We start from the raw sequence: 16,681 nt of genomic DNA, 5'->3' as shown, positions 1-16,681 counted from the left end.
ATTACTAAATTTTTATATAATTTTCCAATATTTTTTACAAAAAAAAAATTACATATTTTTTTACAAAAAATAATACAAATAATTTTATGTATTTTTTTACAAAAAATTATTTGTAAAAAAGGGTTAATATATGAAATATCCACTAGATTGTGAAGATAATTTTTCTTTATCATTATTGTTTTGGATTAAGAAATTTATAAAATATAAGATAAATTCTTTATCAAATTCTTTAGTTGATGATAAAGATACATTTACTTTAATTAATCAGGAGCTATCTAATAATGAGTTAAATTTAAAAAAAATTAAGCAGCTAAGCAAACAAGCAAGAAATATTGGACTTATCGGCATAAATACCTATTTTTTACCTTTAGAAAAATTTTATAAAATAATAATTACTTATAAACTTTATTCTTTAAGGCAAATTGACGAAGAATTAGTGTCTGAAATTTTAAACATAATAACTTCTGGTTTAAGTGATGCTAGTAAAAAAAATTATAGAATGTGTTTAATTAATTTTTTTAACTTTATAAGCAAGCAAAACGAAGATGAAAATGAAAATTCATATTCGTATAATATTGAATTAAAAAGGTGGGGTGGAGTTTCTAGCTATACAAATACAAAATTGCCAGAATATATGAACGAAGAGCAAATGAAGTTGTTTTTACAAACCTTAGAGGAATTTGAATATAAAAATTTTTCTGATAGAAATAAGTTAGCAATAAAAATTATTTTATTTACAGGAATTAGAGTTAGTGAGATGTTAAGATTAAAACCTAAAGATATTTATATAGAAAATGATATTTATTGTATTAGAATTAAAGGTAAAGGTAACAAACATAGAATAGTTTTATTAAATAAAAATAGTATTGAAAAACATTTATTAAATATAAACAAAACAAAAGATGAGTATATTTTTACAAGCAAAAACAATAAATTACTCACTCAAGCTTATATTTCTAGACTCATTGAAAATCTTTTAATAAAAGCAGGAATACGAAAAGAAAAAAATGGAGCACATATGTTAAGGCATAGTTTTGCTACCCTACTTTACAAAAAAGAAAAAGACCTAGTTTTAGTTCAAGAAGCTTTAGGACATGCTTCTTTAAACACTTCAAGAATTTATACTCATTTTGATAATGAAAAACTAAAATTAGCTGCTAATATAGCTTCTACGCTAAGTAAAAACGATGAATAAAAATAAAAAAGAATAGTCTTTTATTACTATTCTTTTTAAAATAGGGTTTAATATTAATTTTATTAATGCGTATTTTTTGTATACTTAAATAAATAATTAAGATTATTATTATCTGCTCTATAATTACCGTTTCTAACTGCGTCAATCATAGTTTGTAAATCTTTTATAATATCAACATGATTTTCATCTACAATCAAGCTTGAATTTGTATTAAAATTGAAAATATTTCCTTTTTTTACCCCTGTGCTTATTTTATTACCATCAGCATCAGTTCCAAAATCAAATTCATTTTCGCTCATAGCATTTTTATCATAAATTGCAATATCAATTGGAGTATTTGTACTTGCTTTGTCAATAATTTGCAATTTACCTTCATCGTTTAAACCTACTTTTAAAGTATTTTTAGCGTTTTGAAGCAATTGTTGGTATTCTTTATTATCATCATCGCTTAAAATCTTTGGGGAATTTGCTTGGTTTGGATATTTATCTTGCAACTCATAACTTTTTGTAGGTACATTATCGCTTGCAAAAAGTGCTATTACATCGGATAATTGTTTATAAGTTATATCAATATTATCTGTTTTTGTGCTTTTTTTTTGATTTTATAATTTATAAAATTAACAACTTTATAAAACTAAATTAAGTATTTTTCCCGTATTAAAATAAGCATTTAATTGATTTTATCTAAAAGCTCTAAAACTTCTTCAAAACTAAAGCTATCTTCATTGCCCTGTCTTAAAAAATCATTCATATAATCTTTTTTGCTAATTGCTAAATCAAGCTCTTTATCACTACCTTTTACATAAGCACCTATTCTTATTAATGTTTCATTTTCTTTTAAAACAGAATTAAGTCTTTTAAACTTAGCTGCATTAGCTTTGTGTTCAGCTGTAACTACATCTCCCATAACCCTACTTGCTGAATTTTGGATATTTATAGGTGGATATATTCCAAAATCAGTAAGTTTTCTATCTAATACTATATGCCCATCTAAAATTGAACGACTTTGATCAGCAATAGGGTCACTCATATCATCACCATCTACAAGCACTGTAAAAAAAGCAGTTATAGTCCCCTTTCCCTCTTCTTTACCAGCTCGCTCCATTAGTTGTGGTAACAGGTTAAAAACACTTGGCGGATAGCCTTTAGCAGTAGGTGGCTCACCAAGAGCAAGTCCGATTTCTCTTTGAGCCATAGCAAAACGAGTAACGCTATCCATAATAAAAAGCACATCCATTCCTTGTTCTTTAAAATATTCTGCAACACTCATAGCGCAAAATGCCCCATATTTACGCATTAAAGCACTATCATCGCTGGTTGCCACAATCATAACCGTATCATCCATATTTCCGCCCAAATTTTTATGAATAAATTCAGGAATTTCTCTTCCACGCTCACCTATTAATGCAACAACTTTTACTGCTGTTGGGGCGTTTTTAACTATCATACCCATAAGTGTTGATTTACCAACCCCCGAACCAGCAAAAATACCTAATTTTTGCCCTACTCCACAAGTTAGTAAGCCATCAATGCTTTTTATACCCACAGGAAAAGGTTTGCTTATAAGACCTCTTTTTAAAGCATCGATTGGTGCTCTTAAAATTGGCATCATTTTATCTGGAGTTATTTTTTCTTTACCATCTTTTGGTCTCATAAAAGGATCAACCACCCTTCCAAGCAACTGCATAGAGCAAGGTATTTGCATATTTGCTTCTTCAATATAAGCTTTATCTCCAATTTTAAAACCTTCTACAAAATCAAAAGGGCTTAAAAAACTTGAATATTCTTCAACCTTTACAACCATTGCATAGGCTGTTTTTTCACTATTTTCAAGTCTTATTAAATCTCCAACACTAGTGCTAATACCTTTAATTTCAATACTTATTGAGCTTATTTTATATATATAACCAAAATTTTTTGATAAAGGAATATTTTTTATATTTGATTTTAATTTTTCTAAATTCATTTAATTAAAGAGTAAAATTCCTTTCTAGTTCTTTCATCGCTTAAAAATATTCCTTTTAAAGATGAAGTTATTGTTTTTGAACCAACTTTTTGAACACCACGCATTTGCATACACATATGTTGTGCTTGTATCGTAACAGCAACGCCTTTAGGTTTTAAAATATCAAATAAAGCAGAACTAATTTGCTCACATAATTGCTCTTGTATTTGCAATCTTCTTGAAAAAACTTCTACCAAACGAGGTAACTTTGAAAGACCAACTACAGTTCCATTTGGAATGTAGGCAATATGCACAACTCCAAAAAAAGGTAACAAATGATGCTCACATAATGAAAAAAAGTCAATATCTTTAACTAAGACCATTTCACTATTATCTGTTTTAAATAAGGCTTGATTTAAAATTTCATCAGCATTCATTTTGTATCCACTGCATAAGAATTCATACGCATCACTAACTCTTTTTGGAGTTTTAATTAGCCCTTCTCTTTGCGGATTTTCGCCTATTTTTTCTAATAAATTTTCAATAATTTTTTGCATTAATTTTCCTAATTTTGCCATTTATTAATTTTATTTGTTAAAAATTATGTGAAATATTTTACAAAAGGTAGTTTAATGAAACTTTCAACAAAACAAATTAATTCAATCAATTACACAGCAAGTGGAGTAATTGAAAAAGCATCTATAGATGAAAAAATTAAAGAAATTGCTGTAAAAGCTAGTAAAAATATTGAGATAAAAGGTTTTAGAAAAGGTAAAGTTCCTTTAAATGTTGTTCTTGATAGATATAAAGATTCTTTAACTAAAGATTCAGAACAAGAATTAATCGGTATTGCTTACAAAGAAGCTATTAAAGAAATAGGCAAAGATGAAAAAGATTTAATAGGCGAACCTGTATTTAAAAAATTTAATAGAAATGATAATGGAATTGAAGTTGAATTTTTAATAAGCTTTAGACCAACTATTAATTTAGATGGTTATGAAAAATTAATCCCAGAAGTTAAAGTAGAAGAAATAAAAGATAAAGACTTAAAAGCAAGAAAAGAAGCAATGTTAAAGCAATACGCTCCTTTAGAAAAAACAAAAAAACAAATCCTAAAAAAAGGTGATTATGCTAAATTTGACTTTGAAGGCTTTTTAGATGGTGTTGCATTTGAAGGTGGAAAAGCAAACGACTATATGTTAGAAATCGGTTCAAATCAATTCATTCCAGGTTTTGAAGATTCTATGATTGATATGAAAGTTGGCGAAGAAAAAGATATTAATGTAACTTTCCCAGAAAATTATCAAGCAGCAAATTTAGCAGGCAAGGAAGTTGTATTTAAAATAAAATTACATGAAATTCATGGTAAAAAAATACCTGAAATAAATGAAGAACTTCTAAAAAAACTTTTACCAAATGAAGAAAAAGTTAGCGAAGAATTATTAGACGAAAAAATTAAAGAACAAATGCAAAATGAGGCGAAATTTAAGCTAATTGACGAAAAATTAAAAATAGAATTTATAGACAAAATGCTAGAAAAATATGATTTTGAGCTTCCTCAAAATATTTTAGAGCAAGAAACAAATTTACAATTAAATCAAGCAGCAAGAACATTTACAAAAGAGCAATTAGAAGAACTAAAAGACGATAAAAAACTTGAAGAAAAAAGAAAAGAATTTGAAGTTGAAGCTGCAAAAAGCGTAAAACTAACCTTTATTGTAGATGAATTAGCAAGATTAAGAAATGTAATTGTAAATGACCAAGAAGTAGCACAGGCTATTTACTTTGAAGCTATGCGTTATGGTGTTGAACCTAAAAAACTTATGGAAAATTATCAACAAAATGGCACAATACCAGCTATTAGAATGAGTTTATTAGAAGAAAAACTATTTGCTGATATTTTTTTAGGAAAAGATAAATGAGCTATATCCCATATGTAATTGAAAAAACAAGCAAGGGTGAAAGAAGCTATGATATATATTCAAGACTTTTAAAGGACAGAATTGTCCTTTTAAGTGGCGAAATTAATGATGAAGTTGCTTCATCAATTGTTGCTCAATTACTTTTTTTAGAAGCGCAAGATGCTAGCAAAGATATATATTTATACATAAATAGTCCAGGTGGTGTAGTAACTAGTGGTCTTAGCATATATGATACAATGAATTACATTAAGCCAGATATTAGCACTATTTGCATAGGTCAAGCTGCTTCAATGGGCGCATTTTTGCTAAGTAGCGGTACTAAGGGTAAAAGGTTTGCTCTACCAAATGCTAGAATTATGATTCATCAACCTTTAGGTGGAGCAAGAGGACAGGCAACTGATATTGAAATACATACCAAAGAAATATTGAGATTAAAGCTTTTATTAAATCAAACTCTAGCAAAAAACACAGGTAAATCTCTAAAAACTATTGAAAAAGATACTGAAAGAGATAATTTTATGAGTTCGCAAGAAGCTTTAAAATATGGTTTAATTGATAAAATATTAGAAAAAAGTTTTAAATAATAGGAAAGAAGTCTTGAGTGAAGAATTAGATTTAAATGCTGAGGGTGTAAAAATTCAAAAACTTGGGGGAGGAGAATTTGAGAAATTTGCGCAGCAGGTTGTAAAACAGTTAATTGATGATAATGTAGCACCTACACCTAATAATTATTCAATATATTTTGAAAAATTATTAGAAACAAAAGCTATGGCATTTAAAAAGCGTGTTAATGAAATGATGTCGTTTGAAAAAGATGATCAAAATAATAAAATAGCAAACATAGAACAAGACATAAAATTAACATTTAGCAGTATTAAACAGCTTGTTGGTACAATATCGATGATTTATAAAAATATTGTTACCATAAAAACTTTGATTAAAAATAAAACTCAAGATTTAAAAATATCAAATAGTTCATTAGCTGTTCAGAGTGTTTTAAAAACGCTTGATAATGATATAAATAAATTAACAGTAGCCTTAGATGCTCAATTAAATAGTATAAAACAAGGCTATGAAGAAATAACAACTATTTATAAAAGAGTTGATGAGCAAAGCGAATTTGATGATAAATTTGGCGTATTTAATAAACGCTATTTATTAAAAAGTGTAAAAAAAGATTTAGATGATATAAATAAATATGGTTATTCCGTATCTTTATTATTTTTAAGAATCAAGGAAAATTTATTAGAAAGTATTCAATTACAAAAAGATAAAACTTTACTTATGAGAAATGCAGCAAAGCTCCTACTAAAAACTTCAAGAAGAAGTGATGTTGTTGCACATTATGGTGATGGAATTTTTATTATGGAAATGAAACATACTGATATTGTAAGTGCTAAAAAAGCTTGTGAAAGAATTAGTGATTTATTTTATAATACTACATTTTTTATAGATGAAAAAGAAATTAATATGGATATTGAAATGAGTGTATGTGCTTTAAAAGATGGTAATTTAGATGAACAGTTTGCAAAAGCTATTAATATATTATCAAGCACTGGTAAAGATAGTGAATATTTTGCAGTTGTGGAAGATAGCGAATGAAATTAGATATACTAACCTACCCTAATCCTATTTTATTTCAAAAATGCAATGAGGTTAGTGTAATTGACGATGATTTAAGAAAATTTTTAGATGATATGTATGATACCATGATTGCATCTAATGGTATTGGCCTTGCAGCAATTCAAGTTGGAGTAAATAAAAGAATTTTTATTATTAATCTTTTAAACGAAGAATCGATTCAAGATAAAAAAGATTTAATTGAGTTTATTAATCCTGTTATAACCCCTATTGGCGATGCCAAGCAAATTTATGAAGAAGGTTGTCTTAGCGTGCCTGGTTTTTTTGAAGAAGTAACTAGGTATGATAGCATAAAGGTTGAGTATTACGATAGATTTAACAACAAAAAAACATTAGAAGCTAACGGGCTACTTGCAGTAGCTATTCAACATGAAAATGACCATCTTGATGGACATTTATTTATTGAAAAGATTTCTTTTAATGCTAAGAAAAAATTTGAAAAACATTACAAAGAAAGCAAAAAGCGTAAAAAAAATAAATAATTCATTATATAAAAGTGAAAATGTTTCAATTGTTATTAAGTTTATTATCTTAAAAAATATTATTAGAATAGTATTAAGATATACATAAGTGCTAATATATTGTTTCAATTTTTCGTAATGATTAGAACATTTATTAACAATTCTCATTGAATCATTAGTATCTTTTAATACTTCAGATGATTCTTTTATAGAATCATATAAAAAATCTGCTATAACTTTCTTTTCTTTATCTATCATTTAATTCTCCTTTTTTATACATTGGTTGAAATTTATTAACAATAACATTAAGCATTCTATATCTTATTTCCTTATCTTCTGGGCAATATTTATGTAAAGCATGTAAATAATTAACAGAGCCTTTATATATACTCCTTATAAATAACTTACTTTCGTCTGTAAATAAAATAGCTTTTTTAAAATATTCATTAATTTTTATTGTATCTGTAGCATTACAAATATAATCAGGTAAAGGTATATTAGTAACATCTATTTTTGAAGTTCCATCGTAGTAATTGTTTTTACTATAATATTTAAATGCCGAAATGCTTAAAAGATCTATCATGACATCTAAATATAGTGCGTAATTCAATTTTTTCTCTGCTTGATATGTATAGTATTTATTAAAAGCTACATTTAAAAGCTCATAAATTTCACTTGCTTTATCATAATCTTTTATATAATATTCATAAGCTCTATTTGATGTATAATTTGTATATAGCATAACCAAACCAAGCATATTAGATAGTCTATATTCTGTCATAATATCTATATCATATAAATATTGCCATAAGGCACTCTTTTTATCATTTCATAGATTTCTTGATAATCATCGTAGCTTAGCTTGTCTAACATAATATAATCTTGTGTTTTATTAGTTAAGCCGTACATGCGTTTATAATACAAAACCCACCACATAACATCTTCAATACTATCATCTGGCAAGAGCTTTTTACCTTCACCATAATAATTTTTAGCTATATAAAAATAAAGTTAATTATACCAAACAAACAATAAAAATTTATAAAATTTAAAATAATTATTAAAATTATGTTATTTTTTGTAATAAATAATATTAAAAATATTTTTAATTTAATTTAAAATTTCTAATCCAAATTCTAAGCAAACTCGGAAATATTGAAAAAAAAGAGAGTTAATTTTTTTTTAAATTTAAAATTGTGCTAAAATTAAAATGTTTATTTACCTACTAACTAGGCAAATAAGATTAAAAAACACAATTTAGCACAATTTGACACAATTTTCTTAAAACTCTAGCATATCGTTTTAAACTCATTTTTAATTGCGTCTATCTTTTCTTTGTCTTCAATGTATGTTGCATAGTATGTTAATGTCGTATTAATTTTATGGTGCCCTAAAGTAGATGATATCCAATCGATAGGAATATTTTTGCTTAGACATAGAGTTGCGAAAATATGTCGCGTCCAATAAAATTTTAATTCTTTAAAATCATTAGCTTTTAAATAATCTTTAAAGCGTTTTACCAATGCGCTACTATTTGTGTAGCGTGTTTTATTTTTAGCACTTGATAAAACATAAGTATCGTTGTGCTTATGATTGTTTTCTATCTCTTGCAAAGCTGTTTTGACTTGAGGGAGCATATCAATCACCCTCACTCTGTTTGTTTTGGTTGTGGTGATTTTGCCATCTGAAATATTGTATTTGATTGTGATTTTCTCATTTTCATAATCAATACAATCCCAAGTGAGTGCTATTAACTCACTATTTCTAATACCCGTAAAGCACTTAATAATTATTACCTGCTTCAAAAAATCATCTTTGCAGCTTTCAATTAAATTTCTTAGCTCTTCAATGGTTAAAACTTTGTCGCTGATATTTAGTTTAACTTTATTATCTTTAAAATTTGTTTTTGGAAAAGCAAAAGTTTTTATGCTTTCGCTTTCAATTGCTTCAGTACATAAAGCTTTCAACCTATTTGCTATATCTTTTTTAAACTCAGCACATAGGCTGTTGTTTTCATTTAGCTTAGAAATAAAGCTTTGCACATTTTTATAATTTAGGTCTTTTAAAGTTTTAAAGTATGGGGAGATGTGGTTTTTAAATATTCTTTTATTATTTTTATTAGTAATATCTTTTTTACCAACCTCATTGTGCTTTAAAAATTTTAAAGCATACCCTTCAAAGCTTTCCTTTGAAAGTTTCAAATCAAGCTCATAATCCTTTATTAACTTAAAGATATTTGCCTTTACATAAGTTAAATTGCTCTTATTTGCACTAAGTTTAGTGCTAAAGCGAATTAGCTTATTTTCATTATTTATATAATGAATATATAGCTTATTGTTTCTGCTTACAATTTTCATCGTTTCTCCTTTTTTAAAGATATTGAGAAACGAACATAATTTGTTCAGTCTTGTTTGTATAGCAATTTTTTGCAAATGCTATTAAGTTTTTTTCACTACTGCTTAGTAATTTTTCATTTTTAAACATATCTTCTGCTTTAAAAAGTTTTGCTTTTTCGCTGTCTTTTTTAAGATAGTGCAAGAAATAGACATATGAGTATGCTTTTATATTATAACTAACAACTTCATCGCTATCACTATAAATATTATCTATAAACTCATCTACATAGCAAACATTTTTTAATGCTTTTTCAAGCCTTAGCACCTCTTGTCTGCATAATCCTGCACGAATAATTGCAGTATCTAATAATTCTTTTAACTCGCTACACATTTGCTTATCTCCCAACCATTTGCTGTTAAAATAGCTGTGTATTTAACGCCGTCTTTAACTATTGTATTATCAGGTGCTTTAATTAACTCACTAATACTTATATTTTGCAAATTATTAAAATTTGCAGCTCTTCTTTTTTGCATTAGTTGTTTTTTAGCTTGTTCAGGAAATAACCCAAGCCAACCACGCTCCATTGTTAGCTCCATAGTTGCATTTGCTAAATCATAATCCTTTAAATCGTTTAAAGCTTTTGCGGTTTTTACAAATTGCGTATCTTCAAAAGCTCTTTTTTTGTTGTGTTTTTTTAATAAGCGTTTCTTGTAATCTATAAAATCAAGAAATAGCTCAAAACTAAAATTAGCAGTTTCTTTGATTTTTTCTAGTGTTAAATCGTGTTTTTGTATTAAATAAAAACTAACATCGCTTTCACTAGAATTTACCTTTTCAACAAATTCTAGGTTTTCTAGATGTTTCAAGTATTTTAAAGTACTTATTTTTTTAACACCAATAAGCTTTTCAATATAGGCAAAGTCAAATGTCTTTTTTTTGCTGCCGATTTGATAAAACGCTTCTAACATTAAAAGTTTTTCGGCATTGTTTATTTTTTCTGATAAACGAATATAGTCGCTTTTTTGCATCTTTTATCCTTTTGTTTTTAAAAAAAATAAAATCAGCTCACATAAAAAATATTTTCTCCTCTTTTTTAACAATGATATGTCAAAGAACTTTTAATTCATCTTATATGAATTAAATTTACATAAAAAGCATTATAAAGTTTTAAACTTAAAAAATACTAAAAAAATAAAATTCAGCTTAAATAATTTTTTATAAAGTGTTAAAATGCTAGGCAATAAAGCAAATAAGCAATTAAAAAAAATAATAAAATTATAAAAAAATACCTTAAGATTACCTTAATTGTAATTTGAAAAATGCTTAAATGCTGTAGTAGTAGTAATTTAGAAAAAATAAAAATATTTTTTTTATTTTTTTTTATTTATTTTTTTTGTATAAATTTATTAAATTTAACTATAAATAAAATAGTAAGTTTTGCTTAAAAAAAACTTAAAAAATATGATTTAGGAGCGAATTTTTTTAAAGGTCGTTTCGCTCCCCTTGATTGTCTGTTTTTTTAAGGTGATATTGGCTTTTTGCCACGTTCTCTGCTGTTTTTGATTTTTTGACATTTATATCAGCTTGTTTTTCTTCCAACATCAACTGCTGCATAGCTTGATTAAAGTTAGCGTTAGGGTCTTGTTTTGGATTTTGTTGCATTTGCTCTATATGCTCTTGCATAATATTTGCAACTTTTCTATAAGTTGCATTTGATGCATCGCTGAACATCATTGGTATCAACTTATAGACTAGTTGCAGGTCTATTGTTGCAATGGTTTTTAAGATTTCGCCCCAAGTGGCGAATTTTAATTCGCTTGCGTCTGTATCTGTTCTAGTGCTTAGTTGAATATCATATCTATCAAAGGATATGGCATTATTTATTTTAGGCTTTCCGTTTTCATAAATTGCCACACCATTTTCTTGCACTACTTCATTTATTGTCTGATAGTACATTTCATAATTTTCTTTATCCACAAGTCTAAATACTTGCTCGGTATCAAAATAATGCTGTATATAGTCTAACATCATTCTTGCCATATTTTTTTGCAATGCTATCGTGCTTTGCATATAAAGTTCAAGACTAATTACACCTGCTTTATTTCTTTGCATTACGGTTTCTGTGCTCACACGAGCATTTGTAAAACCTAACATCTCGCTATTAAATCCTACGAGAAACTGAGCCGTATTTCTCTTTTCATTCACTTTTGCAGCTATTTGGCTAATTTCTTGTGCTTGATTATCTACACGGATTTTATTACCTGATAATGCTCCATCACGCACAGGTAAAATCACATTATCCATACTAGCCCCACGCTCAAACTCTTCAGGATTATCCACTGCACTTTTTTCATAAAAAATCTTTGTGCTATTTAGCATATTTGCCATTCTATTCTCTGCATAGTTTATAAAGTCTAATACAGGTTTAAGAGTTCTTAAAAAGCCATAAAAGTTATTTTTCTCATCTATGTTAAACTTTTGCACCACATAAGGCGTTTTATTAAAACTCAACACATTTTTTTCACTTTTAAAAATCGTTTCATTATTCCAAAAGACCCTATGCCAAGCGTCGTTTTCTTTATACCAAGTTTCCACCACACGGATAAACTCGCTTCCGTAGCTGTTGGTTATCACACAGCTAGGAGTAATTTTTCCTTTAAAAAACTTTTTAGCCTCATCAAGGCTAATTAGTTGTATATGATGAAAATATCTGCTATCTTTTGCAGCATACCCTTTGCTATAAGGGTCTATATAAAAGCATTTTGGGTCAATGCGTTTTATGTGTAATTCTTTGTTGGGTTCGCCCCATTTATTCGTAGTTTTACTAGCCACGCACCATATCTTGGCTATTGCCACCCCATTTGCTAAATCTAGGAATAGTTTCTTACTCTCTTTTTGCCATTCATAATCAAATAGGCTCTCTAAAATATTACTAAGCAAAATCGCTAGGTCCTTGTTATGCTCTTGCGTAGGCAATACTTGGATATCTAATTGCTCTTGATTTTTATATCCAAGTACTTTATTTACAAGCATTGCAAATATATTTTCGCTTTGCGGTGGCTGTCCTCTTTCTTTAAGAATTGCTAAGACTTCATCGCTGAGTTGATTATTGTGATAATACTCGCAGCTTTGTTCGTATTCTTTACGCTCAGCGTATTTTAGTTCTTTTGCTTCTTTAAACATTTTTTTGAGTTTATTTAGGTTCATTTTAAGCCTTTTAATCTTTTTCAAAAGATTAACCAAAACTAAAAACTTATTTTAGTGCCATAAATCGCCCCAAAAATACACAAAATAAATTCAAGTCGCCCCACTTAAAAAATATTTTTGTTTTTATGATTAGTTGGCTTTAAAGCAAATTAACTAATTTTTAAAAGAATTGATTATTTGCATAGCTAGGGGTAATGATTACGATGGGCAAAGTAGCCCTCTGTAATTTTATGATTTTTCACTTCTGCAATTTTTCTTGTTTGTGCTTTAATTTGTATTTTTTTTGTGAAAAAATTTCATTTTTGCAAATCCGAATTTGTGTTAAAAATCAGTACATAATCGTTAATTTATCTACATAATAGTAGTTTTAGCAATGTTAAAAAAAGTTTTGCGTTGCAATTTGTGCTAAATGTGCTAAAAAATATTTTTTTTGAAAAAAGTTTTCAATATAAAACAAGCAAAAAAAATCAGTAAAAAAACAAAAAAATATTTTTAGAAAAAATTAGAATTTTTTAAAAAAATATAGACAATTGTCTAAAAACCTTGCAAAAATTTGCAAAAGTTCTTATTTTTAATGCTAAAAAGCTTAAAAAAAATAAAATCTTAAAAAAAATGGGGCGGCGAGTTTTAAAAATTATGCTTTTAAATTAACAAAAACATATCAAAAATCGTTTTAAATAAAAAAGTAGTATCTAAGTATGTTCTGTATAAAGATTTTTGATTTTAAGCGTATTTTTGAAAGATTTTAAGAAAGCTATAAAAAAATAACATTTTTTAACAATATTAATTTTAGCATATATTTGTTATATTTACAATACTTTTTGTAAAAAATTTAATAATTTAAGTTTATTTTAAGTTTATTATGTTGTAATTTTGTGATGATTTAAAAAGGAGAGTTGGTTGCAGTGTAGAAAAAATTATTTTTACAGATACTTACGCTTTGTATAATTAAAAATATTTGCTATCAATTAACACAAATAATTGATAGCTTTTTAAGATTTTTTCTTTTATTCTTTAAATACACATTCAAAAACTTTTAGAAATTATTTTTTATCTATTAAAAACGCTTGTGAAAAAGCATTTTTTATATTTTCTAAAAGTAGTGCTTTTTCATAATTATCTAGCCAAGATTTTACCCAATCAGGCGTTGTTTTACTGTTTCTACTCCAAGCATAAACAGCGTCTTTTGTAAGTCCTGTAAGTTCTGCAAACTCGCTTACACTTAAGCCTAGTTTTTTTATTCTTTCATTAAATTCTTTTCCGCTCATTTTTTTCTCCTTTTTTTTAATTAAGAGAGCATTTTAGCATATCTTTGTTAAATTTACAATATTTTTTGTAAAAAATTTAGTAATTTAAGTTTATTTTAAGTTTAATGCGTTACTATTCACTCAATTTTGGATAAATTACAAAATATTTTGTAATATTTACAATGAAAAGGAGAAAAGAATGAATTCACAAGAAATCTTAAAAAAATACAAAAATCAAGAAATCATAAAAAATATGAATTTAGATGAAATTATCACCCTTGTAAAAGATGAAAGCATTAATGAGCTTTCACCTTTGCAGTTGCAGAATACAAAGCTAGATAAATACGAGATAGTTGATATTAATTTAAGCGAGCAGATATTTAAAAATGAAGAATTACACAAAAAGCTTTTTAAATTAAATATTAAACTAACATTAAATGATGATTTAATACAAGAATTACTACAAAAGAATGCAATGTATATGCAAGCGTTTTCAAGTAAAATACAAATAAAATACAAGGACTTCATCTTAAATAACAGTTGTTTAGGCTTTAGATATTTATGTGAAAAGCTAAAATATGATTTTGATTTTTTAAAACAATATATAAAAGCAGAAAAAGAGCGATTAATAAGTACAAATGAGCATTATAAAAAATCATCAAAAATTAATAATCATTTTAATTCAGTATTAAAAAATTTTAAAGCAAATCAAAATTATAATGAAAAGCTTTTAGAGTGCTTTACATCAAATAGCATAGAAATCTATGCTTACAATAAAGAAAGATTTAAATTAAAACAAAATCTATCTTTAAAAGATATTTTAAGCGACACACAAAAATACAAAAAAATTATTTTAAATAAAAATGAAGAGCTAAAAAAGACTTATTATGAATTAGTTTTAAGTGAATTTTCTAGTTTAAGCGATGATGAATTTAAAGATTTTTTAACTAAATATATTGTAAAAGCATCATCAATTCAAAAACTTTTTAAACAAAGTTTTAATTTTTTAAAAAGAACTATGCAAATAAATATCGCAGATACAGTTATAAATTATTTTAAAAATAATGAGCTTTTTTTAGAGCTTTCAAACGAACAAGCACAAGAATTAGTTAGTCTTAAAACGCAAGTAAAAGAAATAATCAAAGATTATAAAGAGTCAAAGAAAAAAGAAAAAATCATAATAAGTTTTTTAAACGACACAACAAAAAGCTTAATTGTAGAAGAAGACAAAATAAAAATTGATGAATTGATAAATCTAGCTTATACAAAAGAGCTAAAAGAAGAAATTTTACATTCAGATTTAATTAATAAAGAGAATTTATCAAATCTAATTATAGATGATATGAAAAATACAGCAACGCTAATTAGATACGAAAGTGCTAATAGCGCTACTAAAAAACTTACTTATTCATTCAAGAAGGAGATAATATGAATTATTTAATATTTTTAGAATTGTTAAAAAATGATGAGATTTTAAAAAAACTCATCAACCACCAAAACAAAGCAAAAAAACAAAAAATTAATTTTAAAAAATACAATTATATTAATTTTTAAGGAGTGAAAAATGAAAAAAATTACATTAAAGTCAGTAGAACAAAAAGTAACAGAGTATTTAAAAGATAAAAAAACTTTTCATCCAACCGATTTAATAATCAATGATGATGAATATAATCGTTTAGTTTTAGCAAGATACAAAGAAGATAATGCAAATAGAGAAGATGAAATCTTGTTTGAGCTTATAAATGAAGAAATAAATACTAGCTATTATTTTTATAAAAACAAATATTCAAAATATTTTAAAAATAGTTTGAACTATGAAGATAAATTAGAAATAGTTTTTGAAGATTTGAACGAAAACTTATATCTTACAGATATAGCAGAGCAACAAATACTAGACAAAAATATACAAGATGCAAAAGACATCTTAAACAAGTTATTAGATGATGATTATTCATCAAAAACTATAGACGACAGTGCTATAGAAGATGAATTAAAGTGCAAATATAAAAAAGATTATATAGAGCTTATAGACATTGATTATCCAAAATTTTCAATACAAAACGAAAAGTTAGTCTTAAATCTATACGCTAAATATACTTATGCAGATTTTGATAGTGCAGATGATTTTTTAGACATAGCTTATTTAGATGATGAAACGAAAAAATTACTTAAAGAAAGAGCAAAAGATACTTTTAGAGATGAAGCTTTTAATTCAGGAGATGAAATAGTTATCTATGAAGATTTTTATTACAGATATGATATAAATAGAGATGAAACAAGTCTTTATGAAGATTTTTGCTGGACTAAAGAGCATAATATAGATAATAAAATCATTGATGAACTTTTATATGATTTAGAAGAAAAAATTAAAAATACTTTAAAGAATGATACATTAGAGCAAATAAAAGAAGCAAAAGAATTTATCATTTTGCAAGGTACAGAGATTTTATATGAGTATCTATTGCAAGAATTACAATAAATTTTATATGAAAAGGGGTGTGATTAAATCACAGAACCCTTTTTTTACTTGTCCTTTTAAATGATTTTGCAATCAAAGTTGCAAAACTTGCATTTAAACAAAATAATTATATCTTATATTTTTAAATATTCAAGTCTTTTTTTATCTCTTATTTTATTTTTTCGTAGGCGCTCTGCAAAATATTTCAAACAAAAAGCTAGAATTAGGAAAATAAATGCTATGCTAGAGTATAAATAATCTCTAGCAT

The 16,681-nt window shown here is 26.2% G+C and carries 18 protein-coding genes; 8 read left to right on the top strand and 10 right to left on the bottom strand.

Features of this window, described 5'->3' with window-relative positions:
- Positions 1–130: 130 nt before the first annotated feature.
- Complete coding sequence (locus CCANL266_RS04375; protein ID WP_172231919.1) at positions 131–1,195, top strand: tyrosine-type recombinase/integrase; 1,065 nt, start codon at positions 131–133, stop codon at positions 1,193–1,195.
- Positions 1,196–1,257: 62 nt separating this feature from the next.
- Here CCANL266_RS04375 and CCANL266_RS04370 read toward each other — a convergent pair whose 3' ends face one another.
- The 3 genes from CCANL266_RS04370 to folE all read right to left on the bottom strand — a co-directional run bounded on the left by CCANL266_RS04370 (position 1,258) and on the right by folE (position 3,697).
- Positions 1,258–1,689 carry a hypothetical protein gene (locus CCANL266_RS04370; RefSeq protein ID WP_172231916.1) on the bottom strand — a complete coding sequence of 144 codons (432 nt, stop codon included), beginning with the start codon at positions 1,687–1,689 and terminating at the stop codon, positions 1,258–1,260.
- 176 nt (positions 1,690–1,865) lie between these two features.
- Entirely contained in the window at positions 1,866–3,161 is a 1,296-nt protein-coding gene (gene fliI, locus CCANL266_RS04365; RefSeq protein ID WP_172231913.1) for a flagellar protein export ATPase FliI, read from the bottom strand.
- A complete protein-coding gene (gene folE, locus CCANL266_RS04360; RefSeq protein ID WP_224316256.1) occupies positions 3,158–3,697 on the bottom strand; it encodes a GTP cyclohydrolase I FolE in 540 nt (179 codons plus the stop codon). The genes fliI and folE overlap by 4 nt, the downstream gene beginning before the upstream one ends.
- A 75-nt stretch (positions 3,698–3,772) precedes the next feature.
- On the opposite strand from folE, the gene tig reads away from it, so the two are divergent.
- The 4 genes from tig to def are packed head-to-tail and all read left to right on the top strand — an operon-like array spanning position 3,773 to position 7,185.
- Positions 3,773–5,062 carry a trigger factor gene (gene tig, locus CCANL266_RS04355; protein ID WP_172231907.1) on the top strand — a complete coding sequence of 430 codons (1,290 nt, stop codon included), beginning with the start codon at positions 3,773–3,775 and terminating at the stop codon, positions 5,060–5,062.
- Entirely contained in the window at positions 5,059–5,646 is a 588-nt protein-coding gene (gene clpP / locus CCANL266_RS04350) for an ATP-dependent Clp endopeptidase proteolytic subunit ClpP (RefSeq protein WP_172231904.1), read from the top strand. Before tig ends, clpP begins: the two co-directional genes overlap by 4 nt.
- Positions 5,647–5,659: 13 nt before the next feature.
- Complete coding sequence (locus tag CCANL266_RS04345; protein ID WP_172231901.1) at positions 5,660–6,664, top strand: GGDEF domain-containing protein; 1,005 nt, start codon at positions 5,660–5,662, stop codon at positions 6,662–6,664.
- Entirely contained in the window at positions 6,661–7,185 is a 525-nt protein-coding gene (gene def / locus CCANL266_RS04340) for a peptide deformylase (RefSeq protein ID WP_172231898.1), read from the top strand. The genes CCANL266_RS04345 and def overlap by 4 nt, the downstream gene beginning before the upstream one ends.
- A gap of 226 nt (positions 7,186–7,411) precedes the next feature.
- Here the strand turns inward: def and CCANL266_RS04335 are convergent, their stop codons facing one another.
- The 7 genes from CCANL266_RS04335 to CCANL266_RS04305 all read right to left on the bottom strand — a co-directional run bounded on the left by CCANL266_RS04335 (position 7,412) and on the right by CCANL266_RS04305 (position 13,976).
- Entirely contained in the window at positions 7,412–7,945 is a 534-nt protein-coding gene (locus CCANL266_RS04335) for a hypothetical protein (protein WP_172231895.1), read from the bottom strand.
- A 5-nt stretch (positions 7,946–7,950) separates the two neighbouring features.
- A complete protein-coding gene (locus CCANL266_RS04330; protein WP_172231892.1) occupies positions 7,951–8,127 on the bottom strand; it encodes a hypothetical protein in 177 nt (58 codons plus the stop codon).
- Positions 8,128–8,453: 326 nt separating this feature from the next.
- Complete coding sequence (locus CCANL266_RS04325) at positions 8,454–9,521, bottom strand: tyrosine-type recombinase/integrase (RefSeq protein WP_172231889.1); 1,068 nt, start codon at positions 9,519–9,521, stop codon at positions 8,454–8,456.
- 13 nt (positions 9,522–9,534) lie between these two features.
- Positions 9,535–9,891: a hypothetical protein gene (locus CCANL266_RS04320; protein WP_172231886.1), complete on the bottom strand. Its 357-nt coding sequence runs from the start codon at positions 9,889–9,891 to the stop codon at positions 9,535–9,537.
- Positions 9,876–10,529, bottom strand: coding sequence for a hypothetical protein (locus CCANL266_RS04315; protein WP_172231883.1), 654 nt, complete (start codon positions 10,527–10,529; stop codon positions 9,876–9,878). The genes CCANL266_RS04320 and CCANL266_RS04315 overlap by 16 nt, the downstream gene beginning before the upstream one ends.
- 454 nt (positions 10,530–10,983) lie before the next feature.
- Entirely contained in the window at positions 10,984–12,684 is a 1,701-nt protein-coding gene (locus CCANL266_RS04310) for a portal protein (RefSeq protein ID WP_172231880.1), read from the bottom strand.
- Between the two features lie 1,067 nt (positions 12,685–13,751).
- On the bottom strand, positions 13,752–13,976 hold the full coding sequence (locus tag CCANL266_RS04305; protein ID WP_172231878.1) for a helix-turn-helix domain-containing protein: 225 nt from the start codon (positions 13,974–13,976) through the stop codon (positions 13,752–13,754).
- 178 nt (positions 13,977–14,154) lie between these two features.
- Between CCANL266_RS04305 and CCANL266_RS04300 the strand changes: the two genes are divergently transcribed.
- Genes CCANL266_RS04300 through CCANL266_RS04295 form a run of 3 tightly spaced genes read left to right on the top strand, consistent with a single transcriptional unit; the run spans position 14,155 to position 16,434 of the window.
- On the top strand, positions 14,155–15,387 hold the full coding sequence (locus tag CCANL266_RS04300) for a hypothetical protein (protein WP_172231875.1): 1,233 nt from the start codon (positions 14,155–14,157) through the stop codon (positions 15,385–15,387).
- Positions 15,384–15,509 carry a hypothetical protein gene (locus CCANL266_RS09665; RefSeq protein WP_263450552.1) on the top strand — a complete coding sequence of 42 codons (126 nt, stop codon included), beginning with the start codon at positions 15,384–15,386 and terminating at the stop codon, positions 15,507–15,509. Before CCANL266_RS04300 ends, CCANL266_RS09665 begins: the two co-directional genes overlap by 4 nt.
- A gap of 10 nt (positions 15,510–15,519) precedes the next feature.
- Positions 15,520–16,434 (top strand): hypothetical protein, encoded by a 915-nt coding sequence (locus CCANL266_RS04295; RefSeq protein ID WP_172231872.1) that lies wholly within the window; start codon positions 15,520–15,522, stop codon positions 16,432–16,434.
- The last annotated feature ends 247 nt before the right edge of the window (positions 16,435–16,681 follow it).

It is taken from the genome of Campylobacter canadensis (genome assembly GCF_013177655.1).
In the GTDB taxonomy this organism is placed as follows: Bacteria; Campylobacterota; Campylobacteria; order Campylobacterales; family Campylobacteraceae; genus Campylobacter_E; species Campylobacter_E canadensis.
The sequence above is the reverse complement of the archived record's forward strand: the minus strand, read 5'-3'. Positions and strand labels throughout refer to the sequence as shown.